The organism is Haloferax gibbonsii (assembly GCF_001190965.1).
Lineage (GTDB): Archaea > Halobacteriota > Halobacteria > Halobacteriales > Haloferacaceae > Haloferax > Haloferax gibbonsii.
Map to the genome: position 1 here is coordinate 2,828,884 of NZ_CP011947.1, position 25,452 is coordinate 2,854,335.

Here is a 25,452-nt window from a genome sequence, read left to right on the forward strand (position 1 = left end):
CATCTCGCGTGAGGATACGGCGTCGGGTCGCAAAAACTGTCTGGCGCGCCGGAGGAACAGAGTCGTCGAACGCGGTCGAGCGACCGCGCCGCCCGGACCGCCGGCACCGCTACTTTCTCCACGGGGCCGGCCGAAGAGGGGTCATGCAGTTCTTCGAGGATTTCGCCGTCGGCGACACCCACGAGTTCGGCGAGTACGACGTGACCGAATCGGAGATTCTGGAGTTCGCCGGGCGGTACGACCCGCAGTGGTTCCACACCGAGCCCGAACGCGCCGAGGCCGAGTCGATGTACGGCGGCGTCATCGCCAGCGGCTGGCACACCACGGCGATGACGATGCGCCTGCTCGTGGACGGCTTCCTCGCCGACTCGGCGTCCCTCGGCGCGAAGGGCCTCGACGAACTCCGCTGGTGGAAACCGGTGTACCCGGGCGACACGCTCGTCGTGGAAACCGAAGTGCTGGAGACGACCGCCGAGACCGACGACCGCGGGCTCGTGGAGATTCGGACGACGACCCGCGCCGAGCGCGAGTCCGGAGAAGTCGAGGACGTCTGTTCGTTCGTGAGCTACGTGATGTTCGCCCGCCGGAGCGGCGGTGACGAGTAGCGCGGCGCGCCGGCGGCGAGGAGTAGAGACGGGTCGCGTCAGTTCTCGTCGTCGCGGAAGCGGTCCGGGTCGCGGACGGCCTCGGCGGCGCGGCGGAACACGCCCGTCAGCGTCGCGGCCTCGCGCTCGGTCGGGTGGGCGCGGCCGAGCAGTCGGCGCATCATCCGCGAGGTTTTGGTCCGCTTGTGCTCGCGGTAGTCCACGGCGTCGAGCAACTCGTCGAAGAAGCGGTAGACGACCTCGATTTCGGCCTCGGAGGCGCGCTCGCGCTCCACGTCGGGGAGTTGCGTCTCCTCGACGGTGAAGCGGCGAAGCTCGTACATGAGAATCGTCGCCGCCTGTCCGAGGTTGAGCACGGGGTAGCGGTCGTCGGCGGGGATGCAACAGACCTCGTCGAGCATGGCCAACTCCTCGTTGTCGAGGCCGGTCCCCTCGCGGCCGAAGACGAGCGCGGTCTTCGTCTCCACCGACTCCAGCGAGTCGGCGATTTCGACCGGCGTCTTGAACGGGTAGCGGATGTGCCGGGTGGAGTCCTCGTGGGAGACCGCGGTCGTCCCGATGGTGTGGAACTCCTCGACGACCTCCTCCAAGGTCGTCTCGGTGGCGTTCGGGAGCACGTCCTCGCGGGCGTGGCCGGCGAAGCCGTACGCCTCGCCGTCGGGGTCCAGCTCCGGCGGGTCGACGAGGCGGAGGTCGTAGATGCCGAAGTTCTTCATCGCCCGCGCGATGGTGCCGACGTTGCCGGGCGTCTCGGGTTCGACGACGACGACGACGAACTCGCGGCCCCCGCCCGTACCGGCGTCTCGGTCGCCGCTCATTTCGTCGGGTAGTCCGTGTCGAGGTCGACGGCGTCGAGGTCGTCTTCGGTCAGGGGCGTCGCGTCCTCGTCGTCCGCGTCGGGGCCGTAGTCGCGGAGGTTGATGCGCTCGCCCTCGACGAAGTTCTCCTCCAGCCGGCGCTGAATCTCGTTGGCGTCCGGCGGCGACGGGAGTTCGTCGGGGTCGGTGTCGACGTAGTCCAGTCCGCCGTAGCCGTCGGGAGCGCGACCGCCGTCCGCGAACCACTCGTGGAAGGCGTCGGCGAACACCGCGTCGCCGACGAAGTCGCGGCCGTCCTCCTCGCGGAACCAGTAGAGGAAGTCCGGCTCGTGGTGGTCACAGAGGAGCACCTCCTCGCGGGGCTCGCCGTAGACGATGGACGCCTGTCGGCACTGCTGTATGTCCTCGTCGCCGTGGACCAGATAGCAGGCGTCGCACGGTTCCTCGACGAGCGAGACGAGGCGCATGAGTCGCTCCCGCGGGTCCTCGGGAATCTCGTCGAGCGGTTTGAACTCGCCCTCGTCGGTGAATATCTCGGACTCTTCGAACCGCCATCCGCGGAGTCCGACGCTGACCTTCGCCATGGGCCGAGGTAGCCGAGCGGCGGATAAAAATGGCGTGATGCCGGTCAGCCGTCCGCGAGGAGCGCGTCCAGCCGGTCGAGATTGGCCGACGCCGTCTCCGCCGTGACGGGCACGTAGCCGACGACCGCAGGCTCCGACGTGGACCGTTCGAGGTAGTACCGGACGAACGCGGCGACCTCCGGGCGCGACAGCGCCTCGCGAGCGACGTAGATATAGAGGGGCCGCGAGAGCGTGTCGTAGCTCCCGTTCTTGGCGTTCGCGGGCGACGGGAGAGCGCACCCGTCGGGCTCGGAAATCGGGACCGCCCGGACGGCGTCGCGATTCTGAAGGTAGTACGCGAGGCCGAAGTAGCCCATCGCGTACGGCGATTCGCGGACGGTCTTGGCGATGGCCGTGTCCTGTTCCGTCGTGAGGTGGTCCGTGCGCTGGACCGCGCTCGGGAGAACAGCCGCCGAGAAGTAGTCGAACGTGCCCGAGGCCGTGGTCGGGCCGGCGAGGCGAATCGGCTCGTCGGGCCACTCGGGTCGCACGTCGCTCCACGACGAGGCCCCGTCGACGCGCCATATCTCGGCGAGTTCGGAGAGCGTGAGGCAATCGACCCAGTCGGCGTCGGGATTGACGACGACGGAGATGGCGTCGGTGCCGATGCGGAACTCCACCGGCTCGACACCGGCGGCTGCGCAGGCGTCGCGCTCGTCCGTCTCGATGGCCCTGCTCGCGTCGTTCACGACGGTTCGGCCCGCACAGAAGAAGTCGGCGAACCCCCCGCCGGTGCCCGTCGAGGTGACGGACACCGTCACGTCCGGGTGCGCGTCCGAAAACGACTTTCCGAGCGAGAGCGTCAGCGGGTAGACCGTGCTACTGCCGGCGATGGCGATACGCCCCGAGAGCGCGTCGTCGTCGGTCGTCGTGGCCGCGGTCCGGGTCGGAGTTGACCCGACGCTCCCGAGACAGCCGGCCAGCCCGACCGCTCCCGTCGCCCCGAGCGCGCCGAGAAGCGCACGCCGACTCGGTTCGTCGTCCCGACAAGGTGGCATTACGGTCAGTCGTTTCTCGCGTCCGGTCATGGTGGTTGCTAAGTGCGATATATAGTCACACGAGGGAGGCCGCGTCGTCGGTGTCGCGGCCGACGCGCTCGACGTCGCTGAGTTCGAATCGCGCCCCGCCGGACGCCGACTCGCAGAGCGTGAGGTCCCAGCCGTGGGCGTCGGCGACCTGCAGGACGATCGGGAGGCCGAAGCCGGTCCCGCCGCCGGCGCGGTTCGTCGTGTAGCCCGGTTCGAGCACGCTCGCTCGGTCGGACTCCGGGATGCCGGGGCCGTCGTCTTCGACGTAGAACCCGCGGGCGTCCCCGAGCGCGCCGACGGTGACGGTCACTCCGTCGTCGCCGTGTTCCACAGCGTCACCGGACACAGTCCGGTTGCCTGTAGAACCATGTTCTACAGCGTCGTCGGATGGAATCCGACTGCCCGTGGAACCGTGTTCCACCGAGTTCCGAAAGAGGTTCTCGAAGACGTGGGCCGCGAGGTCGGGGTCGGCGGCGAACCGGGGGTTCTCGTCGACGACGAGCGTCGCGTCCCCGGTGTCCACGTGCGTCCACGACCGACGCGCCACGTCGGACAACGCGACCGGGAGCGTGTCTTCGACCCGGCGCTGGAGCGCCAACACGAGCGCGTCGTCGATGATGGCGTCGATGCGGTCGAGCGATTCGACGAGCGGTTCGACGTGGTCGCTTTCGGTCTCGTCGGCGAGGAGTTCCGCCCGGCCGACCGCGACGTTGAGGGGGTTTCTGAGGTCGTGCGAGAGCACGTTCGAGACGGTTCGAAGCTGTTCGTTCCGCTCTTGGACGTCGGCCATCATCTCGTTGAACGACCGAGCGACCTCGGCCATCGCCTCGCTCTCCTCGTCGGGGTCGATTCGCTCCGCGAGGTCGCCGTCGGCGCAGGCCCGCATCACCTCGCCGTAGGCCTCCGCGGTCCGTTCGAGGTGGCGGCGGCGGCGCTCCGAGGCCTCCTTTTCGTCCCACGCCTCCCGTCTCGCCGACTCAGCCTCCTCGCGGGCGCGCTCGGCGTCGAGAATCTGGTCGCGCAGGGAAACTCGCATCACGTCGAACGCCTCGTAGAGGTCGCCGAACTCGTCTTCGCGGTCGCGGTCGATCGCCACGTCGAGGTTGCCGTCGGTGAGTTCCCGCGCGCTCGACCCGAGGGTCCGAACCGCGTCGACGGTGTCCCGTCCGATGGTGGCCGCCAGCAGGGCCGCTCCAGCGCCGACGACGAACAGGGTCGCGAGTATCTGGGTGAGGATGTCCGCCCGGAGGGCGTACGCCTCCCCCGTGGGGACGCGCGAGGTGACGACCCAGTCGTGGGCCTCCATTCGGGCGAACCCGACCTCGGTCTTCGAGTCGCCGAGCGACTGGCCGGGGACGAACCCGGACGCCGAGTCGTACCGGGTCGTTTCGAGCGCGTCGGTCTCCAACAGCCGCGACTCGTCCTCCGCGAGGACGACGGTGCCCGCCGCGTCGACGACGACGAACCGACCGGCGTTGATGTCGTGGAGGTGTGTCTCAGAGATATCGCGGAGGTTCGCCACGGCGATGACGGCCCGGTTCGGCCGCTCGGGTATCGTCGTCGCGAAGAGGAGGACCGGTGCGGCCCCCTCCGAGGGGCGAAACGGGTCGGAGATGACCACGTCGCCGTGGGACTGCTGGGCGAGCGCGGTGAACTCCTGTCGGCCGTAATACGTCGTCACCGACTCGGCCGAGGCGACGCTGGCGCTCCCCGTGCTCGTGAGGACCGTCTCGTTTCTCGTGTCGATGTAGTACGCGGCGTCGATGTCGCGGTCGCGTTCGACCACCGACCACAGATAGAGGTTGATGTCGCGGTCGTCGCCGGACTGGAACGCCGCGGACTCCGATATCGACCGCATCTGCACCTCCATCCGGGTGAGCCACTCGTCGAGGTTTTGCGCCTGAATCTCGGCGTTCGTCACGAGGCCGTCGCGCGTCTCCTCGCCGATGACCTCGTTGGCGTGGAGGTACGAGTAGCCGCCGACGGCCGCGATGGCGAGCGTGACGAGTCCGAGCGCGAGTGCGAACTTCACCGCGTACCGCTTCCTGACGAACCGCGGCAGAAGGCGTCTCGTCACGGTCGAGCGAACCTCCCGTCTGTCATCCGAGGTCGGGAGTCGTCCCCTCGAAGCCGTCTTCGAGCAGTTCCGCACGGGCCGCGTCGGCGCGGGTCTCCGCGTCGTCGACGGCGGCGGTGAGTTCGCGGTACGACGCCGAGTTTTCGAGCGCCTCGCGGTCGCAGGAGGCCTCCAACACGGCCCGCTTGCGGGCGAGCGCGAAGTACTCCCGGAGGTGGTCGTTGTACGACCCGCGAACCACGAGCGAGCGGACGGTCCGCTGGACCTCCCGCTTTCCGACCGGTTTGACGAGGTAGTCGTCGAACGGCATCTCGACGATGTCGGTGTCGGGTTCGACGCCCGTCACCATCACGACCGGGAAGTCGTGGTCGCGCGCCCGGAGTTCGGACAGCACCTCGTCGCCGGTGCCGCCGGGCATGTGCCTGTCGAGCATCGCGGCGTCGAACGACTCGCCGGTGACGAGTTCGAGAGCCTCCTCGGCGCTCGACGCCGTCCTGACGCGGAAGTCGTCTGCGAGCCACGCCTCGTACAGCGTCGTCAGGGACGGTTCGTCGTCAACGGCGAGTATCGTCGGGAGTCCGTCGCCAGTCATAATCGGTGGGTGCGCCCGGTTGGAGCCCGGTTGGATGTAACGTCCAAAGAGCGCTATTAAGCGGTTGCTATGAGGGCTCAATAGGGCTCAATTCCCGTGTTTCGTGGATTCGAACTCGGCTTTCGTCCCACCTTCCGCGACCGGTCGGCATATGTTCGTGTGGTCCAACCGGCGGGTATGCGAACCGTCGATGCGGCAGGACTCGAAATCGGCGACGACCACCCGCCGCGAATCATGGGTGTGCTGAACGTCTCCAAGGAGTCCCCGTACAAGCCGAGCGTGTTCAACGACCCGAGCGAGGCCGCCGAGTACGTCGACCGCGAACTCATCGACGAGGGGGCCGACATCGTCGACGTCGGCCTCGAATCGGCGAACAAGCGCCTCGACGTGCTGTCGGCCGAAGACGAACTCGACAGGCTCGACACGGCGCTTTCGGTCCTCGACAGCGTCTCCGGCGACGCCGTCTTCTCCATCGAGACGCGCTACCACGAGGTCGCCGAGGCGGCGCTCGACGGCGGCTTCGACATGGTCAACGACATCTGCGGCTTCGCCGACCCGGAGATGCCCCGCGTCTGCGAGGAGTTCGACGCCGCCGTCGCCAAGATGGCCAGCCCGCCGGACCTCACCCGCCCCGGTGCAATCGAGGAAGTCGACGACATCTACGACGCCCTCGAACTGAACGGCTTCACCGACAAGACCATCGTGGACCCCGCCTTCGGCGGCTGGTCGGAGGCGAAGACGCTCGAACACGACCGCGAGACGTTCGACCGCCTGCGGGAGTTCCGCGGCTACGGACACCCCATCCTGGTCTCCATCAACCGCAAGAACTTCCTCCGCGACGTGGCCGGTCGCTCGACCGAGGAGGCGCTGCCCGTCAGCCTCGCCGCCACGTCGATGGCGGTCGAACGCGGCGCGCACGTCGTCCGGACCCACGACGTGAAAGAGACCCGCGACGCCGCCCTCATCGGCCACGAGTTCAAGCGCCGCCGCGTCCGCGAACCCGGCGACGTGTCGGTCGAAGAACTCGACGTGACGACGCCCGGCGAGGCCGCGAGGCACCTCGACCGCGTCGGCGCGAACCGCGAGGTCGCCGCCGAGAGCGTCACGCGCGTCTTCGAACTGGAAGGGCTCGGGGCCGACGACCGGGAATCTCTCGCCGCCGCCGCCGGCGACGCGGGAGCCGTCTTGGCCGCCGGCGACACCGGTGCGCTTCTGGTCGGAAGTCCCGCCGCGCTCGCCCGGCTTCCGACGCTCGTCACGGACGCCTCAGATGCCCTCGAAGCCGCGTTAGAGACCGTCGAGCGGGCGACGAACTGACTGGTACGCTATCTCGTGCCAGACCCGTCTATTCGTCTGACGTTCGGCAGACGTTGACCGTTCTACTAAGAGAAAACTTATACCATCCGACCCTAAAACGGTCCTGTGGACGCCGGAAGGGCACGCGGGTAGGGGTACACGAGTGCCATTCCGGCCCATACAGTTACATTCTGAGCGACAGCTACACCATGGATTTCACCACGTGGGAACCCGTCTACGGACGGATTCTCGACGATTTCGGCTTCGACCGAACCGACGACGAGCGCGCCAGAGACGCGCTCGCCGACCTCGTGAGCCCCTTCGACCGCGACCGACTGGACTGGGCGGACGCGACCGTCGCCGTCTGCGGGGCGGCACCGACGCTCGACGACGAACTCGACAGGCTCGACGCCCCCGACGTGGACGTGGTCGTCGCCGCCTCCACCGCCGCCGACGCGGTCCGAGCCGCCGGGTTCGACCTCGACCTGATGGTGACCGACCTCGACAAGAACCCCGAGACGGCGGTCGAGCTAACGGAATCCGGCGTGCCCGTCGCGGCCCACGCCCACGGCGACAACCTCCCCGCGGTCCGCGAGTGGGTGCCGCGGTTCGACGCCGACAACGTCCTCGGGACGACGCAGGCGGCCCCGGTCGGCCCCGTCGTCAACTGGGGCGGCTTCACCGACGGCGACCGAGCGGCCTTCATCGCCGACGAACGCGGCGCGGGACGGCTCGTCTTCGTCGGCTGGGACTTCGACGACCCGAGCGTGGGGGCGATGAAAGCGCAGAAGCTCCGGTGGGCCGAGCGCCTGCTCCGGTGGCTCGAACGACGCCGCGGAGAGCGTTTTTCCGTTCTCGACGGCCGGCGCGACGGCATCGACCCGCTGCCCTGAGAGCGGCGGTCCGCCGCGAATCCGAGCCCTCGCCGTCGCGGCTCAGTCGGGCGGAGCGTCGCGCTCAGCGCGTGTTCTGCGGGTGAACGCCGGCCCCCTCGTCGGACCCGGACGGCTCGCCCGCCGACTGCTCGACGACGCCGTCGAACAGGACCGAATCGCACCCCCGACAGGTCGCCGAGACGCGTCGCTTCGCCCGCTCGCTGTCGGGCCGTGCCACTTGTTCGCTCTCGACCGCGACTGCACCGTCGCAGGTCGGGCACGTTCGGAGACACAACCGAAGAGCGCCGAGGACGCGGTTCCGGTCCGCCGTCGGCAATCGCCACCACTCGGGGTAGTACCGGCGGAACGTCGCGACGGCCGTGAGGTCGGCGACGAACGCGGCCCGGGAGGTCCACTGCCCGACGGTGCCGCGGTCGAGTCGCGCGAACAGTCCCCGCTCGTTCCACCCCATCTCGACCCGCTCCGGGGCGACGCCGAGGAGCGCCGCGAGCGCCTCGCGGTCGCGGTCCCGACCGTCGGTGTCGAGCATGCGGGCGCGCCAGTCCTCGGCGAACCGCGGCGACAGCGAGAGGTTGTCGTCCGCGTCGGTCGCGAAGACGCCCGCGCCGTGTAGCGCGGCGGCGAGGTCGACGCGGCCGTCGAGCGAGAGCGGCGGCGAGGGACGCGCCGACGGGAGCATCGGCGGCGACGGCGAGGTCGACGAGAGTTCGGCGAACGCGAAGCCGAAGACGACCAGTGGTGGAAGCACGCCGAGGAACACGCCGTAGGGGACCCAGACGAGCCACCCGAGCGTTCCGCAGACGAACGTCAAGAGGAGAAGCGGAAACACGAGTGGGGAGCGGAGACGCGGCTGTCGGACCGCGGAGTCAGGAAGGAAGCGATGCCCGGACATACCAGAACCGTGGGTACGACGCGGTATAGGTATGAACCGGGTACACCAGATAGCAAGAACGTAAACGTACTCTCGTCCCGGAATTCGGTCGATAACATCACATTACCCGAGACAGTCGCGCCGCCGCGAGGGTCGGCCACCGTACCATATCCATGCCAGCAGGCGTCCGAAAACGGGGCAGTGACGGCCGTTAGGCGCGGTAGGATGCCGTTTCCCGAGCCGTAGGCCGATTAAGTTCGTTCGAACGGACGGGTTAGGCGGCTTCGCTCTCGCGTCGGGGTCGGACTGCCGCTACATTGACATAGCCGCCGTCCTGAGGCGCGGCTATGCAACTGCACTGGCACCGCCGGGACCTGCGAGTCGCGGACAACCGCGGCCTCGCGACGGCCGCCGAGGCGGGCCCCGTCGCCCCGCTTTTCGTCTTCGACCGGGACGTGCTCGACCACGCCGGCGCGCCCCGCGTCAGGTACTTACTCGACGCGCTCGCCGAACTCCGCGGCGCGTACCGAGAGCGCGGGAGCGACCTGCTCGTCGCCCGCGGCGACCCCCGAGCCGTCGTCCCGGCGGTCGCGGCGGCGCTCGACGCCGAGCGAGCCACTTGGGGAATCGATTACTCCGGACTCGCCCGCGAGCGCGACGCCGACGTGCGACTCGCCCTCGACGACGCCGGCGTCGGCCGCGAGCCGGTCCACGACGCCATCTTCCACCCGCCGGGGAGCATTACGACAAACGCGGGCGACACCTACTCCGTCTACACCTACTTCTGGAAGAAGTGGCGCGACCGCGACAAGCCCGAGCCCTATCCGGAACCGGACGCCGACGACCTCGCCGACGCCAACACGCTCGAAACCGCGGTGGAAGCGCTCGCTGACGCCGAGTTCGACGTCGCCGCCGGCGACCTACCGACCATGTCGGACCTCGGCTTCGAGGAGCCGTCGGCCGCGGTCCAGTCGGCGGGGACCGAAGCGGCCCGCGAGCGCCTCTCGGCGTTCTGTGCGGACGCCATCTACCGCTACGCCGACGACCGCGACTACCCGACGCGGGACGCCACGTCGCGGCTCTCGACGGACCTCAAGTTCGGGACCATCGGCATCCGCGAGGTGTACGCGGCGACCGCGGCGGCCCGGGAGGGCGTCGGCGGGGAGCGAGACGAGTCGGTCGAGGAGTTCCAGTCGCAGTTGGCGTGGCGGGAGTTCTACGCCCACGTCCTCCGGGAGCATCCGAACGTCGTCACGGAGAACTACAAGGAGTACGAAAACGACATCGCGTGGCGCGACGACGCCGAGGAACTCGCGGCGTGGAAGGAGGGGAAGACCGGCTACCCCATCGTCGACGCCGGGATGCGACAGCTCCGCGAGGAGGCGTACATGCACAACCGCGTCCGGATGATCGTCGCGTCGTTCCTCACGAAGGACCTCCTGTGCGACTGGCGACACGGCTACGCGCACTTCCGCGAGCACCTCGCGGACCACGACACCGCAAACGACAACGGCGGCTGGCAGTGGGCCGCCTCGACCGGGACCGACGCCCAACCGTACTTCCGCATCTTCAACCCGATGACGCAGGGCGAGCGCTACGACCCCGACGGCGAGTACATCAAGCGGTACGTCCCCGAGCTATCGGACGTGACGGCCAACACCATCCACGAGTGGCACGAGCTGACCGACCTCGAACGCGAGCGCCTCGCGCCCGACTACCCGGAGCCCATCGTGGACCACTCCGAGCGCCGCGAACGGGCGATTTCGATGTTCGAGGCCGCCCGCGGCGACGACTGACCGACGGCCGCAACGGCGGCGGCTCTCGACCGCCGCTTCCGTTCTCCGCCCTCGGTCGCCGCGGCGCGAACGACTTTCTCCCCGGAAACCGACTCCGCAAGCATGCAGGTCGCTATCATCCTCTACGACGGCTTCGACGAACTCGACGCCGTCGCGCCGTTCGAAGTGTTCCAGAACGCCGGCGCGGCCGGGGCCGACTGCGAGGCCGAACTCGTCGCGCTCTCGGACCGCGAGTTCGTGACGGCGAGCCACGGGATGCGCGTCGGCGTCGACGACGTCCTCGACCCCGAGACCGACCGCCCGGACCTCCTCGTCGTCCCCGGCGGCGGCTGGAACTCCCGGGCCGCACAGAGCGCGTGGGCCGAAGCCGAGAAAGGCGAGATTCCGGACGCCATCGCGGCGCTCCACGAGGCCGGAACCACCGTCGCCGGCGTCTGTACCGGCGGCATGCTCCTCGCCCGCGCCGGCATCCTCGACGGCCGCCCCGCGGTCACCCACGGCGGCGCGCTCTCGGACCTCCGCGAGACGGCCGCGGAAGTCGTCTCCGCCCGCGTCGTCGACGACGGCGACGTGCTCACCGCGGGCGGCGTCACCTCCGGACTGGACCTGTCGTTGCACGTCGTCGAACGGGAGTTCGGGTCGGACATCGCCGACGCCGTCTCGACCGAAATCGAGTACGAGCGCCGAACGGACCCGTTCGACGGCTGACACGCTCGCGCGAAGCGGAGTTTCTCGAATCGGAGAAATCGACCGACAGCGACCCGCACGTCGTGGTTTGTGCTAGCATACCTCTCCTCAAGTTTTAACAGGATTCCGCCCGACCCGTGATATGGAGGTTACACATTATGAGCTACGAACTCGACCCGCTTCCGTACGAGTACGACGCCCTTGAACCGCACATCTCCGAGCAGGTGCTGACGTGGCATCACGACACCCACCATCAGGGCTACGTCAACGGCTGGAATGCGGCCGAGGAGACCCTCGCCGAGAACCGCGAAGCAGGCGAGTTCGGCTCGTCCGCCGGCGCGCTTCGTAACGTCACCCACAACGGCTCGGGACACATCCTGCACGACCTGTTCTGGCAGAACATGTCGCCGGAAGGCGGCGACGAGCCCGAGGGTGCGCTCGCAGAGCGCATCGCGGAGGACTTCGGCTCCTACGAAGCCTGGAAGGGCGAATTCGAAGCGGCGGCCGGCGCGGCCGGCGGCTGGGCGCTTCTCGTCTACGACTCGTTCTCGAACCAGCTTCGGAACGTCGTCGTCGACAAGCACGACCAGGGCGCGCTCTGGGGCTCCCACCCCATCCTCGCGCTGGACGTCTGGGAACACTCCTACTACCACGACTACGGCCCGGCCCGCGGCGACTTCGTCGCGCGGCCGGCGGCTGGGCGCTTCTCGTCTACGACTCGTTCTCGAACCAGCTTCGGAACGTCGTCGTCGACAAGCACGACCAGGGCGCGCTCTGGGGCTCCCACCCCATCCTCGCGCTGGACGTCTGGGAACACTCCTACTACCACGACTACGGCCCGGCCCGCGGCGACTTCGTCTCCGCGTTCTTCGAGGTCGTCGACTGGGACGAGCCCGCCGCCCGCTACGACCAGGCCGTCGAACTCTTCGAGTAGACCCGGTACATCCCGACTTTTCTTTCGGACGCGACGTCGCCAGCGGCGGCGCTCTCCGCGTCGAATCGAGTGCTGAGGGTCGTCTCTCGCGGGTACGGTCGCCTTCTCAGGGCCGTCGGTCGCGGGCGGCCGCGTCATCGAACAGTTCCGCTCCGTCGAACGCCTCGTTCAGCTCGCAGACTCGGTCGTTCAGGGCGGCGAAATCCCGGCCGTCGGTGCCGCGGTCGAAGCTGGCCAAGATGCCGACGGGACGGTCGCCGAGGAACGTTCGGAACTGCTCGAACGAGTCGAATCCGCGGACGGTGTAGCCGTAGTCGGCGTAGTACAGCGTCTCGTAGGTGTCTCTCGTGATGTAGCCGAACCGTTCGTTGTCGATGAATCGGGAGATGTCGACGCATCCGATGGCGTCGGACACGTCCTCTCTCAGATAGAGGTGTTCGTACCCGTGATGGTCGAAGACCCAGAGGTCTCGGAGGTCGTCCCCACCGAAGTCTCGGAAGGTCTCAACCAGTCGTGCAGCGGCGTCGCTCATCGCTTCGGGTCTCGCGTCGCGCCTGATAAGCCTACTCATGAGGCCGCTGACGGTCGTCGCTGACGGTCGCACGGGCGACGAACGCCCGCCGTCGACCAGCACGCCGCCGGCCGCTCGCTGCCCGCGGTCGTCGGGGTTTTGCCCGTCGGCCGAGAAGCGTGAGTATGCCCAAACCGAAAGACGAGTTCGAAACCCTCTACGGGTATCTCTTGTACGAACCCGCCGACATCCTCGACCCCGATTACATGTACACCGTGGGCGAAATCGCCCGCCTGATGCAGGGGCTGTCCCCGCAGGACGACCTCAGCGAGGAGACCGAAGACCGCATCGTGCAGTGGACCATCCCGTGGATCGTCGCCAACCAGGAGGACTTCGTCATCAACGACCCCCGGAGCGACGAGCCGGGCTACTTCGGCCTCCACCCGGACGCCGTCCCCGAAGAAGACGAGGAGTAACCGCCGCCACGCACTCACCGCACTGGTCGGCGCCCGCGACGTTCTCCCGACCTGAGAGTCGCACAAACGGTTATCTGTCAGGTGGTTGTTGACTATAGCGTACTATGGCTCAATTCGACACCGAAGTCGCGGTCGTAACTGGTGCTGGCTCGGGAATCGGCCGCGCGGTGGCGGAGGCGTTCGCCGCGGAGGGTGCGCGAGTCGTCGTCTCCGACGTGGACGTCGAGGGCGGCGAGGAGACCGTCGCGCGAATCGAGGAGGCCGGCGGGACGGCGACGTTCGTCGAGACCGACGTGACGGACGGCGACGCCGTCGCCGCGATGGTCGAGACGGCGGTCTCCGAGTACGGCCGACTCGACTTCGCCTGCAACAACGCGGGCATCGGCGGCGCGCAGAAACCGACCGCCGACCTCTCGTTCGACGAGTGGCAGCAAGTCATCGACGTGAACCTCAACGGCGTCTGGCGGTCGATGCGCCACGAGGTTCCCGCGATGCTCGAAAACGGCGGGGGCGTCGTCGTCAACATGGCGTCGATTCTCGGAAAGGTCGGCTTCGCGAACGCGAGCCACTACGTCGCCGCGAAGCACGGCGTCCTCGGGCTGACGAAGAGCGCGGCCATCGAGTACGCCGAGCAGGGCGTCCGCGTCAACGCGGTGTGTCCGGGCTTCATCGACACGCCGCTGCTCGGAGAAGGCGGCCTCGACGACCCCGAGGCGCGGAAGGGAATCGAGTCGCTCCACCCGATGAACCGCCTCGGCGACGTCGACGAAATCGCCTCCGCGGTCGTCTGGCTCTGTTCCGACGGCGCGTCGTTCACGACGGGCGAGGCGCTCACCGTCGACGGCGGCTACACGAGTCGGTAGAACGGGTTAGCGCGACGTGACGAGTTGGCGAGGCGTAACGGGACGACGCAGCGGCGGCGAGGTCGACCCGGGGACTTACCTCGTCCGCGCCGCTTTCGCCGCGAGGTCGATGTCGTCTTTTGGGCGAGTGGTGACGCTCGGCCCGTGGCCGGTGTGGAGTTCGGTCAGGTCGTCGCCGACGACCTCGCGCAGGCGGTCGATGCTCTCGACGAGCGCGCCGCGGTCGCCCTCGGGGAGGTCGGTCCGGCCGAAGCCGCCGTTGGCGAAGACGAGGTCGCCCGCGAAGCAGACGCCCGACCCGCGGGAGAAAAAGCACAGGTGGTCGTCCTTGTGCCCCGGCGTGTGGACCGCCTCGTACACGTCGTCGCCGATTTGGATGCGCTCGCCGTCGTCGATGCGCTTGTCCACGGCGAGGTTGCCGGTGTCGTAACCCCACGTCTGCACGTCGAACGCGTCGCGGACGGCGTCGACGTTTCCGATGTGGTCGGGGTGCGTGTGCGTGAGGTACACCGCGTCGAGCGACTCCGTGAACTCGCGGACCTTCGGCACCACGTCGAAGTTCGCGCCGGCGTCGACGAGCGCGGTGGTCTCGCCGTCGACGAGAAAGGCGTTGCTCGTGAAGACCCGGATTCCCTGCGCGAGGTTGCGAATCATGGGCACAGGTGCGAAAAGCGGGCTATTCCGTGTTGTGGGTGCTGCGGAAATCCGGGCCGAGGACGGTAGGATTTAGAGGGGCCGACGACGACGAACATCCAATCAGGGCACCTCTCATGCGCCAATATCTCGACCTCGTGACAGACGTTCTCGGCACCGGACAACACAAACCCAACCGAACCGGGGTAGACACCATCTCGGGCTTCTCGAAGCACTACACCGTCGACCTGCAGGAGGGCTTTCCGCTCCTCACGACGAAGGACCTCTCGGGCTTCCGCTGGAACTCCCTCATCCACGAACTCCTCTGGTACCTCTCCGGCGAGGAACACATCCGCACCCTGCGCGAGGAGACGGGCATCTGGGACGCGTGGGCCGACGACGACGGCCATCTCGACACGGCCTACGGCCGGTTCTGGCGGCGCTATCCGGTCCCCGAGGAGGGGCTTGCAGGCGAGGCGTGGCCCGAAGACGACCACCGCTGGATGAACGACGAGGGGACGTTCGACCAGCTCGCGTACGTCCTCGACACGCTCGACGAGAACCCGAACTCGCGCCGGCTGGTCATCAACGCGTGGCACCCCGCCAACGCCGCCGTCTCGACGCTTCCGCCGTGTCACTACACCTTCGTCTTCAACGTGCAGGGCGACGAACTCAACCTCCATCTGACCCAGCGCTCCGGCGACATCGCGCTCGGCGTTCCGTTCAACCTCGCGGCGTACGCCATCCTCGCGCAGGTCGTCGCCCAGCGCGCCGGCTTCGAACTCGGGTCGTTCGCCCACACCATCGTCGACGCCCACGTCTACTGCGGCACCGGCGAGCGCGGCGCGTGGTACGGCGACCACCTCGACGAGCTCCAGTCCCGCCTCGCCGACGTGGAGTCGCCCGAAGGGTACCTCGACGTGCGCGAGTGGCTCCTCGACGCGGCACCCGAGGAAGCCGAGGGCGAGGAGGACTACGACCACGTTCCCGGACTGCTCCTGCAGGCCTCGCGCGAACCCCGCGAGCGCCCCACGCTCGACGTGGCCGACGTGCCGCTCGAAGACCTCTCGTTCGAGGACATCGTCCTCCGCGACTACGACCCCGCCGACGGGATTCGCTTCGCGGTGGCCGAATGAGCGGCGAGGAGCCCGCTGGGGCCGAAACCGAGGGCGACGCCGCGGTCCGGTTCGTCCTCGTCGCCGCCGTCGCCGACAACCGCGTCATCGGCCGCGACGGCGACATGCCGTGGCACATCCCCGAAGACCTGAAGCACTTCAAGCGGACGACGACCGGCCATCCGGTCGTGATGGGCCGCAAGACCTACGAGAGCATCGCCCGCCAGCTCGGCGGCCCGCTGCCGGACCGCCACAGCGTCGTCCTGACGACCCGTGACCTCGACCTCCCCGAGGGCGCTGAGGCGGTCGAGTCGGTCGACTCCGCGGTCGCCGCAGCCGAGAACGCGGCCGACGAGATGGGCGTCGAGACCGTGTACGTCGTCGGCGGCGCGACCGTCTACGAGCAGTTCCTCGCCCGCGCGGCGGGGCTGGTCCTCACCGAACTCGACGAGGCCCACGAGGGCGACACGCGGTTCCCCCAGTGGGACCGCGACGGGTGGGTCGAGACCGACCGCGACGACCGAGACGGCTTCTCGTTCGTCACGTACGAGCGCCGGGGACACCGAGAACACCGGGAACCCGACGCGGCCGACCGCGGCGCGGAGGAATCCGATGACTGACTCGGGCGAGTGGGAGTACAAAATCGTCCGCACGGCCGACGGCGGCCTGTTCAGCGGCGACACCACCCCGATGGAAGACGCTCTCAACTCCCTCGGCGGCGACGGCTGGGAGCTCGTGGACACGATTTCCGACTCGCGCGGTGCCGGCGCGAACAGCGGACAGACGGCGCTCGTGTTCAAGCGACCGAAGCGCTGAGACTCGCCGTTCCCGTTGTACCTACTCTCTTCATTCTTCGAGCGTCCGGAACAGCGGTGACGAGTCACCGGCCTCGAAGCGGACCATCTCCTCGCCGTCGAAGGTGACCGTGACCGAGTCGTAGTCGCTCGGGACCGAGACCACGGCGTCGAGGGTCGTGCGCGGCACGCAGTCGTCTGACGGCTCCTTCTCGCCGTCTTCGTCGGGTGCGGTCGTGATTCGGTAGACGTAGACGCCGTCTTCGGCCGTGTCGAGTTCGCCGCGGACGACGACGCTCGGCGCGTCGTGCGTGAAGGTCCGGTTGAACGCGACGGTCGTCTGGTCGCCGGCGGGCATCCGACCGACCCACGAACTGGGCGCGGTCTCGTCGGCGAGCAGACAGCCGGTCGCGGTGGTCATCGAACTGGTCGGTGAGGTCGTCGTCTCCGTCGGAAGCGAGTAGGCGACGACGCCGGCACCGGCGACGAGACCGACGAAGAACACCGCGAGAAGGGCGACAGCGGAGTACGAGGCCATACCCGATAAACGCGTTCCGGAGCGATAAACGGGGCGTGACGCGTGCTATCGGAAGGGTCGTCCCGGGTCGTCCCGGGTCGTCACGTGCCGTCTGTGGGCCCCGCGGGTCACGTTCGTTCACCTGCGGGATTCGTGACAGATGATAGGTAGGTTTATTGACGGGTGAGTCCTCATAACAGGGAACGAAGCTTCCCCTCGCTATGCCCACACCGACACTCGCAGACCGACTCCGTCAGCCCGAGTACACCGGCGAGAACCGGTGTACGCCGTGTACCGTCGTGAACGTCGTCATCGCCGCCGCGCTGAGTCTGTTGCTCGGCGTCGCGTGGCCGCCGCTCGCGCTCGTCTCGTTCGCCGTCTTCGCGGGAGCCATCTACTTCCGCGGCTACCTGGTTCCCGGCACGCCGACGCTCACGAAGACGTACTTCCCCGACCGGGTCCTCCGATGGTTCGACAAGGAACCGACGCCGACCCGCGTCGGGTCCGCGCCGGCCGCGCCGGCGACGGAGAACGACGCTGACGCCGAATCGACGAGCGACGAGGTCGAGGCGGGGCAGTTAGACGAGGGCGGCGAGTCCGCCGAGGAGTTGGACGTGGAGGCGTCGCTCCTGGAGGCCGGCGCGCTCGACTGGGACGAAAGCGGCGACGAACTGCGCCTCGACCCCGCGTTCGAGTCGGCGTGGAACGACGAAATCGAGCGCACCGACGACGCGACGATTCGACGGCGACTCGCCGACCTCACCGACCTCGACGCCGACGACATCTCGCTGGAATCTCGGTCTCGGAACCGGTGGTTCGTCGCGGTCGTCGACGGCACCACCATCGGGACGTGGGAGTCGCGCGCCGCGCTCGTCGCGGACGTGGCCGCCGACGCCGCCCTCGGCGACCGCTTCGACGACTGGGACCGCCTGACGGGCGAACAGCGGAGCGCGCTGGCGAGAGGGCTCCGCATCTACCTCGACCGCTGTCCGGCCTGCGGCGGGGACGTTCGATTCGGCTCCGAGACGGCCGAGTCGTGCTGCCGCTCGTGGGAGGTGTTCGTCGTCCGCTGTGACGACTGCGAGGAACGACTGTTGGAGGTCGACGCCGACGCGCTCGAACCCGAGGCGGCGTAGGTCTGCGTTCGAATCCCGTCGTTGGCGGGTACACTTTTGTTTGCTGACAACAGTATCCGAGTATGAGCAAAGCGCACTTCGAGGTGTTCGTCGACGCGGCGGACAAGTACCGGTGGCGACTCGTCCACGACAACGGGAACATCCTCGCCGACTCCGGCGAGGGCTACGCGTCGAAACAGAAGGCGAAACAGGGCATCGAGAGCGTGAAGCGGAACGCTCCCGACGCGGACGTGGTCGAAGCGTAGTACGGGGCTTCCAGCCCTCGATTCGTCTGAAAACGCGGATTTCCCGGCGATTCGAACGTGAACCCCACACCGATGCCGGGTGTGGAGGCTTTTTCCGCCTCCGGAACTGACCACGGAGTAATGACGAACGTCGCCGACGCGAGCGAGGAGGTCGCACGATGAACCGAAACGACAAGCAGGCCTACGACCGCGGTACGTCGCTTTTCTCCCCCGACGGACGCATCTATCAGGTCGAGTACGCCCGCGAGGCCGTCAAGCGCGGCGCGCCGGTCCTCGGCGTCCGCACCGCCGACGGCGTCGTTCTGGCGGCCCTCCGGTCGACTCCGTCGGAACTCATGGAAGCCGAAAGCATCGAGAAGCTCCACAAGCTCGACGACGCGCTCGGCGCGGCCACGGCCGGCCACGTCGCCGACGCGCGGAAGCTCGTCGACTTCGCGCGGACGACCGCCCAGCGCGAGCACCTGCGCTACGGCGAGCCCATCGGCGTCGAGACGCTCACGAAGACCATCACCGACAACATCCAGGAGAGCACGCAGTCCGGCGGCACCCGCCCGTACGGCGCGTCGCTCCTCATCGGCGGCGTCGAGAACGGCTCGGGTCGCCTCTTTGCGACCGACCCGTCGGGGACGCCCCAAGAGTGGAAGGCGGTCGCCATCGGCGGCCACCGCGAAGACGTGCAGGCCGCCCTCGAAGACGGGTACGCCGAGGACCTGTCGCTCGAAGACGGCCTCGCGCTCGCCGTCCAGGCGCTCGTCGCAGCCGACGACGAAATCGAGAGCGACGAGCTGAATCTCGTCACCGTCTCCGAGGCGGGCTACGAAATCGTCGACGAGGAGACCATCGCCGAGCTGTTCGCCGACGCGACCGCGGACGACGAGTCCGACGAGACGGACGAAAACGAGGAGTAGATGACTGACGGGAGCCCGACCGACGATAGCGGCCGGACGACCGACGCGGATGCGTCGGAATCGACGGGTGCGGAAGCGGGCGCGACCGCCGGCGCGGCGGCCGTGACGCTCGACCGCATCGCGGTCTACCCCGTGAAGTCGCTCGACGCCGAGTTCGTCGACGCCGCCGATATCGTCGAGAACGGCGGGCTCCGCGGCGACCGCGAGTACGCCATCTTCGACGAGGACGGCGAGTACGTCAACGGGAAGCGCGAGCGGGCGGTCCACCGCATCCGGAGTTCCGTCTCGCTCGACGACGGCACGGTCGAACTCTCGGCCCCCGAGATGGCCGACTACGACGGGCCGATAGCCGAGGCCGACGACTGGCTCTCGGCGTACTTCGGCTACCCGGTCGAACTCCGGCGCGACCCGGCCGGCGGGTTCCCCGACGACACCGAGGCCAGCGGACCGACGGTCATCTCGACGGGGACGCTCGAAGCGGTCGCCTCGTGGTTCGACGGCGTCGACGCCGACGAGATGCGCCGTCGCCTCCGGCCGAACCTCGTCGTAGACGCGACCGAGCCGTTCTGGGAGGACCACCTGTTCGACCGGCGCGGGACGGTCGTCGAGTTCGCTATCGGTGCCGCGGCCTTCGAGGGCGTCAACCCCTGCCAGCGCTGTGTCGTCCCGAGCCGGGACCCCGACACGGGCGAAGAGACGCCCGACTTCCGAACGACGTTCATGACGAAGCGCCGCGAGACGCTCCCCGAGTGGTCCGGCGGCGACTGGTTCGACCACGACTTCCGGCTCATGGTCAACACCGCCGTCCCGGAGTCGTCGTGGGGCGAGACGCTGTCCGTCGGCGACGCGGTCACTGTCGGCGACGTCGTTCCCGAGTGAGTCGGTCCGTTTTTTCGCGTACTGGTCGACCGTCTCGCTGTCGGGCGGTTCCACCTCGCCGACACCCGCGGATTTACGTCGTCCGGCTCGGTTGAGAGACCCATGTTCACGCTGACCGGCGTGCGGGTCGTCGACGCCGACGGGGCCCGCGAGGCGAACGTGGTGATAGACGAGTCGACCGGGCGCATCGCGTCCGTCGGCGACGAGACCGAAGGCGAGACGCGGGACCTCCCGGGCGCGGTCGTCGCGCCGGGACTCGTCGACGCCCACGTCCACCTCATGATGGACGGCCGCCCCGACGTGGCGGCCTACCAGTCTGAGCCGGTCGAACGCGCCTGCTACCGAGCCGCGGCCAACCTCCGGAAGACGCTGGAAGCGGGCGTCACGACCGTCCGCGACCTCGGGAGCTCCGGCGACCTCGCGACGAGCGCGAAGGCCGCGGTCGCCGACGGCGAACTCGACGGGCCGCGCGTCCTCGCCGCCGGGGAGAACATCACCATGACCGGCGGCCACGGCCACTGGTTCGGCCGGGAGGCCGACGGCCCGAACGAGGTCCGCAAGGCCGCCCGAGAACAACTGAAACGCGGCGCCGACGTGGTGAAGTGCATGGCGACCGGCGGCGTCCTCACCACCGGCGCGGTCACGGGCGCGCCCGAGTTCACGGAGGCTGAGATTCGCGCCCTCGTCGACGCCGCGAGCGCGAAGGGCGTCCCGACCGCGGCCCACGCCCACGGCGAGGAAGGTATCAAGAACGCCGTCCGCGCGGGAATTTCGAGCGTCGAACACGGGATGTTCATGGACGAGGAGGCCGCGGCGCTCATGGTCGACCACGGCACGTACTGGGTCCCGACGGCCTCGGCGGTTCGGGAAATCGTCGAGGCGGGCGTCGAGGCCGGCATCCCGCCCGAGGCGGTCGCGAAGGCCGAAGACGCCGTCGAGCGCTTCGAAGGCGCGTGGGAACACGCGCTCGACGCCGGCGTGAAAATCGCCATGGGAACCGACGCGGGCACGCCGTTCAACGACCACGGCCAGAACGCGCTCCGCGAGATGGAACTGCTCGTCGAGTACGGCCTGTCGCCCGCCGAGGCCCTCGAAGCCGCGACCGTCGGCGGCGCAGACCTGCTCGGACTGGACGACGTGGGGAAGGTCGCCGAGGGCTACGTCGCGGACCTCGTCGTCCTCGACGCCGACCCGAGCGAGGACGCGGGCGCGTGGCGGACGGTCGAGCAGGTGTATCGCGAGGGCGAGCAGGTCGTCTAATCGCAACACGGCAGTCGGTATCATACCCGATTTGAAGCGACAGCCTTTTACAATCACGAGCAATACGAAAGGATGTACCAACGTGCTCTGTTGGTGTAGTCCGGCCAATCATATCACCCTCTCACGGTGATGACCAGGGTTCGAATCCCTGACGGAGCACTTCTCTCAACTCTCGAACCGCGAGCGACAGCGAGCGTGTTCGAGTCCGAGGTGCAACAGAAGGGTTCGAGCAGCGAGCAACGCAGCGCGTTGCGAGTGAGTTCGAATCCCTGACGGAGCACTTCTCTCAACTCTCGAACCGCGAGCGATAGCGAGCGTGTTCGGTTCGAAATACGATGACGGTTCGAGCAGCGAGCGTCCGCTTCCGAGCGTCGTCGACTCCTTACCGATTCCGGTCGCCGAGTTTCGACATCACGAGGTCCTCGGCGGTTCGCAGACGGTACTGAACTGTCGAGCGCGGCACGTCGAGCACCTCGCTGAGGTCCTCGACGGTCACCTTTCGCGGTCGCTCGTAGTAGCCGTGTTCGACGGCGGTTTCGAGCGCCTCCCAGTGGGCCGACGAGAGGTCGGCCGCGATACGCGCTTCGGCGTCCCAGTTGCCCGCGCTCGTGAGGTGTTCGACGTCCAGCTGCAGCCCCTCCCTGAGTTGCGCCTCGATGGTCTCGTACAGTTCGCCGAGCGGGTGGTCGCCGGGGTAGAGGATGCGCCAGCGGTACGCGCCCGCACGGCGGGACGATTCGAAGATGACGCCCGGTCCGACGTGTTCGAGGACGTACCGCGGAATCGAGTGGCAGTTACTCACCTCCTCGCGGTAGGTGTAGACGGTCATCGAGTTGTCCGACCGGTCGAGGACGTGGTAGTCGCGGTGGGTGTGGCAGTCGGGCGCGTCGAGACACTCGTTGCACCGCGTCTCGTCGAGGAACACCCCCTCGAACGCCGACAGCGCCTCCGGCGTGCCGACGACGTGGTCGACCCGCCACATCACGTCCTCGGTGGACGAACAGACCGACGAACGGGACCGCAAACTCGGATACTCGTAAAACAGGTCCATCAGCTCGTCGGTGCCCTCGGAAAAGCGAACGACGAATTCGAACTCGCGCATTCGGTCTCCGCTCTGTCGCGAACTGACTTAGCATGTACTAATCACGCTCGTGCGTGTTCGGAGTTCTCTCCGAGTATTTCTGGAGCGATACCGCTCGGGTCGGAACTGGTTAGCATATACTAGCGAAATTGTGAGAGGAGTTGCGGACAGAACAAGCGTCGGAGTGACGCGGGGTCCGTTCGCCTCGCGAGAACCGGTCCCGACCACCCACACCGCCACCGACCGCAAGCTCACTCCAACCAACCTCGGACGGCGACCGGGTCACCACCTATTTCACGCCCGGTCGTCTACCCGCACGAGGATGTTACTCGCGGGAACCGTGGTCGCCGACGCGTCCACTATCATCGAAGAGGGAGCCGTAGTCGTCGACGACGACCGCATCGTCGCGGTCGGAGGGCGCGCTACCCTGACAGAGCGGTATCCGGACCACGAGCGACGCGAGTTCGACGTCATCGCGCCGGGGCTGGTCGGCGGGCACGTCCACTCGGTACAGTCGCTCGGACGAGGTATCGCCGACGACACGTCGCTTCTCGACTGGCTCTTCGACCACGTGCTTCCGATGGAAGCCGGCCTCGACGCGGCGGGAATGCGCGTCGCCGCCGAGCTCGGCTACCTCGAATGCATCGAGTCCGGGACGACGACGGTCGTCGACCACCTCTCGGTCCGACACGCCGAGGAGGCGTTCGAGGCGGCGGGCGAGATGGGTATCCGCGGGCGAATCGGGAAGGTGCTCATGGACACGAACGCGCCCGAGGGACTACAGGAAGACACCGACGCCGGCCTCGCCGAGTCCGAGCGCCTCATCGAGCGCTACCACGACGGCTTCGACGGGCGCATTCGGTACGCCGTCACGCCGCGGTTCGCCGTCACCTGCTCGGAGGCGTGTCTGCGGGGCGTCCGCGAACTCGCAGACCGGTACGACGGCGTCCGCATCCACACCCACGCGAGCGAGAACCGCGACGAAATCGCCACCGTCGAGGCGGAGACGGGCATGCGGAACATCCACTGGCTCGACGAGGTCGGAATCACCGGCGACGACGTGGTGCTCGCCCACTGCGTCCACACCGACGAGTCCGAGCGCGAAGTGCTCGCCGAGACCGGTACGCACGTCACCTACTGCCCGTCGTCGAACATGAAGCTCGCGTCGGGCATCGCGCCGATTCCGGACTACCTCGACCGCGGCATCAACGTCGCCCTCGGCAACGACGGCCCGCCGTGCAACAACACGCTCGACCCCTTCACCGAGATGCGGCAGGCCAGCCTCCTCCAGAAAGTCGACTCGTTCGACCCGACGAGCACGCCGGCCGCGACCGTCTTCGAGATGGCGACTCGCAACGGCGCGAAGGCCGCCGGCTTCGACCGGGTCGGCGCGCTCCGCGAGGGGTGGAAAGCCGATATCGTCGGTATCGACACCGACCTCACCCGCGCGACGCCGATGCACGACGTGCTTTCGCATCTCGTCTTCTCCGCCCACGGCGACGACGTGGTGTTCACCATGGTCGACGGCGACGTGCTCTACGACGGGGGCGAACACGTTCGCGCGGACGCCGACGACATCCGCGAGCGGGCGCAGGCGGTCGCCGACGGCCTCGACGCGGCGCCGACGAGCGACTGAGCGCCGGTTCGACCTCGAGCCGAATCACCCGCGAGACCGGCCGCCATCGTCGCATCTTTCTCTCCGCGTGACCCCTCCTGAGTCATGACTGTCCGCCTCCGCACGGCGACGGCGTCCGACCTCCCCGCGATTCGGGAGATTTACGCGCCGTTCGTCGAGGACACCGCGATTTCGTTCGCCTACGACCCGCCGAGCGTCGCGGACCTCGAAGCGAAACTGGAGAAGAAGACCGGCTACCCGTGGCTCGTCTGCGAACTCGACGGCGAGGTGGCCGGCTACGCCTACGCCGGGGCGATTCGAGAGCGCGTCGCCTACCAGTGGGCCGTCGAGACCTCGATTTACGTCCACCCGGACTTTCAGCGTCGCGGCGTCGCCCGCGGCCTCTACACGGCGCTTTTAGACCTGCTCGAACGGCAGGGATACGTCTCTGCCGTCGCCGTCGTCACGACCCCGAACCCCGCGAGCATCGCCTTCCACGAGTCGTTCGGCTTCGAGCGCGTCGGCCGTTTCGAGCGCGTCGGCTACAAACACGACGCGTGGCACGACGTGGAGTGGTGGAGCCTCGACCTCGGCGAGCGACCCGAAGAACCCGAAGCACCGCTGTCCGTGGCCGACGCTCGGGAATGCGACTGGTGGGACGACGCGCTCGCTCGCGGCGCTGCGCTCGTCGAAGACACCGGACAGAACAGCACTACCTGAGCCGAGATTCCTTCCCTTCTCCCGGCCCCTCGCCCGCGTCCGCGTTCAGACGCCGGCTTCGAGGGAGTCTTCCGTCTCGGTTTCCGCCGAGTCGCTCCCCTCGACCGCCTCGACTTCGCCGACGTCGTCAACCTCGGCGGCCGCGTCGGCGGTCGGGCCGTCTGCCCCCGCCTGTTCGAGCACGTAGCGCTCGACGCCGGCGGAGAGCATCGCCTGCCAGTCGTCGAACTCGGTGTTCGCGTCGACGTACCGGTCCAACTCGTGGGCCGGTATCGACTCGAAGGACTCCTGGTCTGCGACCGCGAAACCGCTCTCTTCGAGGAATTCACTAATCGATGCCGCCTGACAATGTGACTCGACCCACGACGACGGGAACAAGTCGGCCAGCGTCACCTCGCCGCCGAGACCCCCAATCTCGACGTCGAGTGTCGCGGCCGTCGTTTCGGCCTCACCCATACCCGGGTCCTACAGCCACG

28 protein-coding genes, 1 tRNA gene and 2 pseudogenes are annotated in these 25,452 nt (G+C 68.2%); 20 read left to right on the forward strand and 11 right to left on the reverse strand.

What is annotated here, in order from left to right; all coding sequences use genetic code 11:
* Window positions 1-143 precede the first annotated feature (143 nt).
* Entirely contained in the window at window positions 144-605 is a 462-nt protein-coding gene (locus tag ABY42_RS14415; RefSeq protein WP_050459826.1) for a MaoC family dehydratase, read from the forward strand.
* 38 nt (window positions 606-643) lie between these two features.
* Here ABY42_RS14415 and ABY42_RS14420 read toward each other — a convergent pair whose 3' ends face one another.
* From ABY42_RS14420 to ABY42_RS14440, 5 genes are read right to left on the reverse strand one after another with little or no spacing between them, the layout of a single operon-like run.
* Complete coding sequence (locus tag ABY42_RS14420) at window positions 644-1,423, reverse strand: RNA methyltransferase (protein WP_004974300.1); 780 nt, start codon at window positions 1,421-1,423, stop codon at window positions 644-646.
* Complete coding sequence (locus tag ABY42_RS14425; RefSeq protein ID WP_004974299.1) at window positions 1,420-2,007, reverse strand: hypothetical protein; 588 nt, start codon at window positions 2,005-2,007, stop codon at window positions 1,420-1,422. Before ABY42_RS14425 ends, ABY42_RS14420 begins: the two co-directional genes overlap by 4 nt.
* A gap of 44 nt (window positions 2,008-2,051) precedes the next feature.
* Complete coding sequence (locus tag ABY42_RS14430) at window positions 2,052-3,044, reverse strand: PstS family phosphate ABC transporter substrate-binding protein (RefSeq protein ID WP_050459952.1); 993 nt, start codon at window positions 3,042-3,044, stop codon at window positions 2,052-2,054.
* Between the two features lie 55 nt (window positions 3,045-3,099).
* Window positions 3,100-5,151, reverse strand: a complete 2,052-nt coding sequence (locus ABY42_RS14435; protein WP_050459827.1) for a HAMP domain-containing sensor histidine kinase — start codon at window positions 5,149-5,151, stop codon at window positions 3,100-3,102.
* Window positions 5,152-5,173: 22 nt separating this feature from the next.
* On the reverse strand, window positions 5,174-5,743 hold the full coding sequence (locus ABY42_RS14440; protein WP_050459828.1) for a response regulator: 570 nt from the start codon (window positions 5,741-5,743) through the stop codon (window positions 5,174-5,176).
* A 177-nt stretch (window positions 5,744-5,920) separates the two neighbouring features.
* Between ABY42_RS14440 and ABY42_RS14445 the strand changes: the two genes are divergently transcribed.
* Both ABY42_RS14445 and ABY42_RS14450 read left to right on the forward strand, forming a co-directional pair.
* Window positions 5,921-7,060: a dihydropteroate synthase gene (locus ABY42_RS14445; RefSeq protein ID WP_004974291.1), complete on the forward strand. Its 1,140-nt coding sequence runs from the start codon at window positions 5,921-5,923 to the stop codon at window positions 7,058-7,060.
* A 188-nt stretch (window positions 7,061-7,248) separates the two neighbouring features.
* The gene (locus ABY42_RS14450) at window positions 7,249-7,932 is read left to right on the forward strand and encodes a 6-hydroxymethylpterin diphosphokinase MptE-like protein (protein WP_050459829.1); all 684 of its coding nucleotides are present in this window, start codon (window positions 7,249-7,251) and stop codon (window positions 7,930-7,932) included.
* Between the two features lie 64 nt (window positions 7,933-7,996).
* Here ABY42_RS14450 and ABY42_RS14455 read toward each other — a convergent pair whose 3' ends face one another.
* Entirely contained in the window at window positions 7,997-8,764 is a 768-nt protein-coding gene (locus ABY42_RS14455; protein WP_082220696.1) for a hypothetical protein, read from the reverse strand.
* Between the two features lie 389 nt (window positions 8,765-9,153).
* Between ABY42_RS14455 and ABY42_RS14460 the strand changes: the two genes are divergently transcribed.
* From ABY42_RS14460 to sod (ABY42_RS19495), 4 genes and pseudogenes are all read left to right on the forward strand, one after another.
* Window positions 9,154-10,602: a cryptochrome/photolyase family protein gene (locus ABY42_RS14460; RefSeq protein WP_050459831.1), complete on the forward strand. Its 1,449-nt coding sequence runs from the start codon at window positions 9,154-9,156 to the stop codon at window positions 10,600-10,602.
* Between the two features lie 102 nt (window positions 10,603-10,704).
* Complete coding sequence (locus tag ABY42_RS14465) at window positions 10,705-11,310, forward strand: DJ-1/PfpI family protein (RefSeq protein ID WP_050459832.1); 606 nt, start codon at window positions 10,705-10,707, stop codon at window positions 11,308-11,310.
* Between the two features lie 137 nt (window positions 11,311-11,447).
* Window positions 11,448-11,975, forward strand: a pseudogene (gene sod / locus ABY42_RS19490) (superoxide dismutase); the annotation flags it as partial.
* Window positions 11,975-12,223: pseudogene (gene sod / locus ABY42_RS19495) on the forward strand (superoxide dismutase [Mn]); the annotation flags it as partial. The pseudogenes sod (ABY42_RS19490) and sod (ABY42_RS19495), both read left to right, overlap by 1 nt.
* Before the next feature lie 106 nt (window positions 12,224-12,329).
* On the opposite strand, the gene ABY42_RS14475 reads toward sod (ABY42_RS19495), so the two are convergent.
* Window positions 12,330-12,755, reverse strand: a complete 426-nt coding sequence (locus ABY42_RS14475; RefSeq protein WP_004974280.1) for a DUF7522 family protein — start codon at window positions 12,753-12,755, stop codon at window positions 12,330-12,332.
* Between the two features lie 164 nt (window positions 12,756-12,919).
* Here ABY42_RS14475 and ABY42_RS14480 point away from each other — a divergent pair, with 164 nt between their 5' ends.
* Together ABY42_RS14480 and ABY42_RS14485 are read left to right on the forward strand one after the other, a co-directional pair.
* A complete protein-coding gene (locus ABY42_RS14480; protein ID WP_004974279.1) occupies window positions 12,920-13,210 on the forward strand; it encodes a DUF5827 family protein in 291 nt (96 codons plus the stop codon).
* A gap of 104 nt (window positions 13,211-13,314) precedes the next feature.
* Complete coding sequence (locus tag ABY42_RS14485; protein WP_004974278.1) at window positions 13,315-14,073, forward strand: SDR family oxidoreductase; 759 nt, start codon at window positions 13,315-13,317, stop codon at window positions 14,071-14,073.
* A gap of 75 nt (window positions 14,074-14,148) precedes the next feature.
* Here the strand turns inward: ABY42_RS14485 and ABY42_RS14490 are convergent, their stop codons facing one another.
* The gene (locus tag ABY42_RS14490; protein WP_004974277.1) at window positions 14,149-14,727 is read right to left on the reverse strand and encodes an MBL fold metallo-hydrolase; all 579 of its coding nucleotides are present in this window, start codon (window positions 14,725-14,727) and stop codon (window positions 14,149-14,151) included.
* A 116-nt stretch (window positions 14,728-14,843) separates the two neighbouring features.
* Here ABY42_RS14490 and thyA point away from each other — a divergent pair, with 116 nt between their 5' ends.
* The 3 genes from thyA to ABY42_RS14505 are packed head-to-tail and all read left to right on the forward strand — an operon-like array spanning window position 14,844 to window position 16,637.
* Complete coding sequence (gene thyA, locus ABY42_RS14495) at window positions 14,844-15,842, forward strand: thymidylate synthase (protein ID WP_004974274.1); 999 nt, start codon at window positions 14,844-14,846, stop codon at window positions 15,840-15,842.
* A complete protein-coding gene (locus ABY42_RS14500) occupies window positions 15,839-16,441 on the forward strand; it encodes a dihydrofolate reductase (protein ID WP_050459833.1) in 603 nt (200 codons plus the stop codon). Before thyA ends, ABY42_RS14500 begins: the two co-directional genes overlap by 4 nt.
* Window positions 16,434-16,637 carry a DUF4177 domain-containing protein gene (locus ABY42_RS14505; protein ID WP_004974272.1) on the forward strand — a complete coding sequence of 68 codons (204 nt, stop codon included), beginning with the start codon at window positions 16,434-16,436 and terminating at the stop codon, window positions 16,635-16,637. The genes ABY42_RS14500 and ABY42_RS14505 overlap by 8 nt, the downstream gene beginning before the upstream one ends.
* Window positions 16,638-16,667: 30 nt before the next feature.
* Here ABY42_RS14505 and ABY42_RS14510 read toward each other — a convergent pair whose 3' ends face one another.
* Window positions 16,668-17,153: a hypothetical protein gene (locus ABY42_RS14510; RefSeq protein WP_004974269.1), complete on the reverse strand. Its 486-nt coding sequence runs from the start codon at window positions 17,151-17,153 to the stop codon at window positions 16,668-16,670.
* Window positions 17,154-17,353: 200 nt separating this feature from the next.
* On the opposite strand from ABY42_RS14510, the gene ABY42_RS14515 reads away from it, so the two are divergent.
* The 6 genes from ABY42_RS14515 (at window position 17,354) to ABY42_RS14540 (ending at window position 21,719) form a co-directional block, all read left to right on the forward strand.
* A complete protein-coding gene (locus ABY42_RS14515; protein WP_050459834.1) occupies window positions 17,354-18,268 on the forward strand; it encodes a hypothetical protein in 915 nt (304 codons plus the stop codon).
* 62 nt (window positions 18,269-18,330) lie between these two features.
* On the forward strand, window positions 18,331-18,513 hold the full coding sequence (locus tag ABY42_RS14520; RefSeq protein WP_004974266.1) for an HVO_2922 family protein: 183 nt from the start codon (window positions 18,331-18,333) through the stop codon (window positions 18,511-18,513).
* Between the two features lie 158 nt (window positions 18,514-18,671).
* Complete coding sequence (psmA2, locus tag ABY42_RS14525; RefSeq protein ID WP_050459835.1) at window positions 18,672-19,421, forward strand: proteasome subunit alpha; 750 nt, start codon at window positions 18,672-18,674, stop codon at window positions 19,419-19,421.
* Complete coding sequence (locus ABY42_RS14530) at window positions 19,422-20,300, forward strand: MOSC domain-containing protein (RefSeq protein WP_050459836.1); 879 nt, start codon at window positions 19,422-19,424, stop codon at window positions 20,298-20,300. It begins immediately after the preceding gene.
* A gap of 102 nt (window positions 20,301-20,402) precedes the next feature.
* The gene (locus ABY42_RS14535) at window positions 20,403-21,560 is read left to right on the forward strand and encodes a metal-dependent hydrolase family protein (RefSeq protein ID WP_050459837.1); all 1,158 of its coding nucleotides are present in this window, start codon (window positions 20,403-20,405) and stop codon (window positions 21,558-21,560) included.
* 84 nt (window positions 21,561-21,644) lie between these two features.
* Window positions 21,645-21,719, forward strand: a tRNA-Glu gene (locus ABY42_RS14540).
* A 223-nt stretch (window positions 21,720-21,942) separates the two neighbouring features.
* Here the strand turns inward: ABY42_RS14540 and ABY42_RS14545 are convergent.
* Window positions 21,943-22,662, reverse strand: coding sequence for a helix-turn-helix domain-containing protein (locus ABY42_RS14545; protein ID WP_004974252.1), 720 nt, complete (start codon window positions 22,660-22,662; stop codon window positions 21,943-21,945).
* Window positions 22,663-22,963: 301 nt separating this feature from the next.
* Here ABY42_RS14545 and ABY42_RS14550 point away from each other — a divergent pair, with 301 nt between their 5' ends.
* Window positions 22,964-24,277: a 5'-deoxyadenosine deaminase gene (locus ABY42_RS14550; RefSeq protein ID WP_050459838.1), complete on the forward strand. Its 1,314-nt coding sequence runs from the start codon at window positions 22,964-22,966 to the stop codon at window positions 24,275-24,277.
* An 84-nt stretch (window positions 24,278-24,361) separates the two neighbouring features.
* Complete coding sequence (locus ABY42_RS14555) at window positions 24,362-24,976, forward strand: GNAT family N-acetyltransferase (RefSeq protein ID WP_004974244.1); 615 nt, start codon at window positions 24,362-24,364, stop codon at window positions 24,974-24,976.
* Between the two features lie 45 nt (window positions 24,977-25,021).
* On the opposite strand, the gene ABY42_RS14560 is transcribed toward ABY42_RS14555, so the two are convergent.
* Window positions 25,022-25,432: a hypothetical protein gene (locus ABY42_RS14560; protein WP_004974241.1), complete on the reverse strand. Its 411-nt coding sequence runs from the start codon at window positions 25,430-25,432 to the stop codon at window positions 25,022-25,024.
* Window positions 25,433-25,452 lie beyond the last annotated feature (20 nt).

Coding starts and splice junctions, on each gene's coding strand:
- ABY42_RS14420 (WP_004974300.1), bottom strand. CDS start 1,423: ATGAGCGGCGACCGAGACGCCGGTACGGGCGGGGGCCGCGAGTTCGTC.
- ABY42_RS14515 (WP_050459834.1), top strand. CDS start 17,354: ATGCCCACACCGACACTCGCAGACCGACTCCGTCAGCCCGAGTACACC.
- ABY42_RS14510 (WP_004974269.1), bottom strand. CDS start 17,153: ATGGCCTCGTACTCCGCTGTCGCCCTTCTCGCGGTGTTCTTCGTCGGT.
- ABY42_RS14555 (WP_004974244.1), top strand. CDS start 24,362: ATGACTGTCCGCCTCCGCACGGCGACGGCGTCCGACCTCCCCGCGATT.
- ABY42_RS14475 (WP_004974280.1), bottom strand. CDS start 12,755: ATGAGCGACGCCGCTGCACGACTGGTTGAGACCTTCCGAGACTTCGGT.
- ABY42_RS14545 (WP_004974252.1), bottom strand. CDS start 22,662: ATGCGCGAGTTCGAATTCGTCGTTCGCTTTTCCGAGGGCACCGACGAG.
- ABY42_RS14530 (WP_050459836.1), top strand. CDS start 19,422: ATGACTGACGGGAGCCCGACCGACGATAGCGGCCGGACGACCGACGCG.
- ABY42_RS14440 (WP_050459828.1), bottom strand. CDS start 5,743: ATGACTGGCGACGGACTCCCGACGATACTCGCCGTTGACGACGAACCG.
- psmA2 (WP_050459835.1), top strand. CDS start 18,672: ATGAACCGAAACGACAAGCAGGCCTACGACCGCGGTACGTCGCTTTTC.
- ABY42_RS14505 (WP_004974272.1), top strand. CDS start 16,434: ATGACTGACTCGGGCGAGTGGGAGTACAAAATCGTCCGCACGGCCGAC.
- ABY42_RS14485 (WP_004974278.1), top strand. CDS start 13,315: ATGGCTCAATTCGACACCGAAGTCGCGGTCGTAACTGGTGCTGGCTCG.
- ABY42_RS14430 (WP_050459952.1), bottom strand. CDS start 3,044: ATGCCACCTTGTCGGGACGACGAACCGAGTCGGCGTGCGCTTCTCGGC.
- ABY42_RS14415 (WP_050459826.1), top strand. CDS start 144: ATGCAGTTCTTCGAGGATTTCGCCGTCGGCGACACCCACGAGTTCGGC.
- ABY42_RS14480 (WP_004974279.1), top strand. CDS start 12,920: ATGCCCAAACCGAAAGACGAGTTCGAAACCCTCTACGGGTATCTCTTG.
- ABY42_RS14560 (WP_004974241.1), bottom strand. CDS start 25,432: ATGGGTGAGGCCGAAACGACGGCCGCGACACTCGACGTCGAGATTGGG.
- ABY42_RS14425 (WP_004974299.1), bottom strand. CDS start 2,007: ATGGCGAAGGTCAGCGTCGGACTCCGCGGATGGCGGTTCGAAGAGTCC.
- ABY42_RS14535 (WP_050459837.1), top strand. CDS start 20,403: ATGTTCACGCTGACCGGCGTGCGGGTCGTCGACGCCGACGGGGCCCGC.
- ABY42_RS14490 (WP_004974277.1), bottom strand. CDS start 14,727: ATGATTCGCAACCTCGCGCAGGGAATCCGGGTCTTCACGAGCAACGCC.
- ABY42_RS14465 (WP_050459832.1), top strand. CDS start 10,705: ATGCAGGTCGCTATCATCCTCTACGACGGCTTCGACGAACTCGACGCC.
- ABY42_RS14450 (WP_050459829.1), top strand. CDS start 7,249: ATGGATTTCACCACGTGGGAACCCGTCTACGGACGGATTCTCGACGAT.
- ABY42_RS14460 (WP_050459831.1), top strand. CDS start 9,154: ATGCAACTGCACTGGCACCGCCGGGACCTGCGAGTCGCGGACAACCGC.
- ABY42_RS14520 (WP_004974266.1), top strand. CDS start 18,331: ATGAGCAAAGCGCACTTCGAGGTGTTCGTCGACGCGGCGGACAAGTAC.
- thyA (WP_004974274.1), top strand. CDS start 14,844: ATGCGCCAATATCTCGACCTCGTGACAGACGTTCTCGGCACCGGACAA.
- ABY42_RS14500 (WP_050459833.1), top strand. CDS start 15,839: ATGAGCGGCGAGGAGCCCGCTGGGGCCGAAACCGAGGGCGACGCCGCG.
- ABY42_RS14550 (WP_050459838.1), top strand. CDS start 22,964: ATGTTACTCGCGGGAACCGTGGTCGCCGACGCGTCCACTATCATCGAA.
- ABY42_RS14445 (WP_004974291.1), top strand. CDS start 5,921: ATGCGAACCGTCGATGCGGCAGGACTCGAAATCGGCGACGACCACCCG.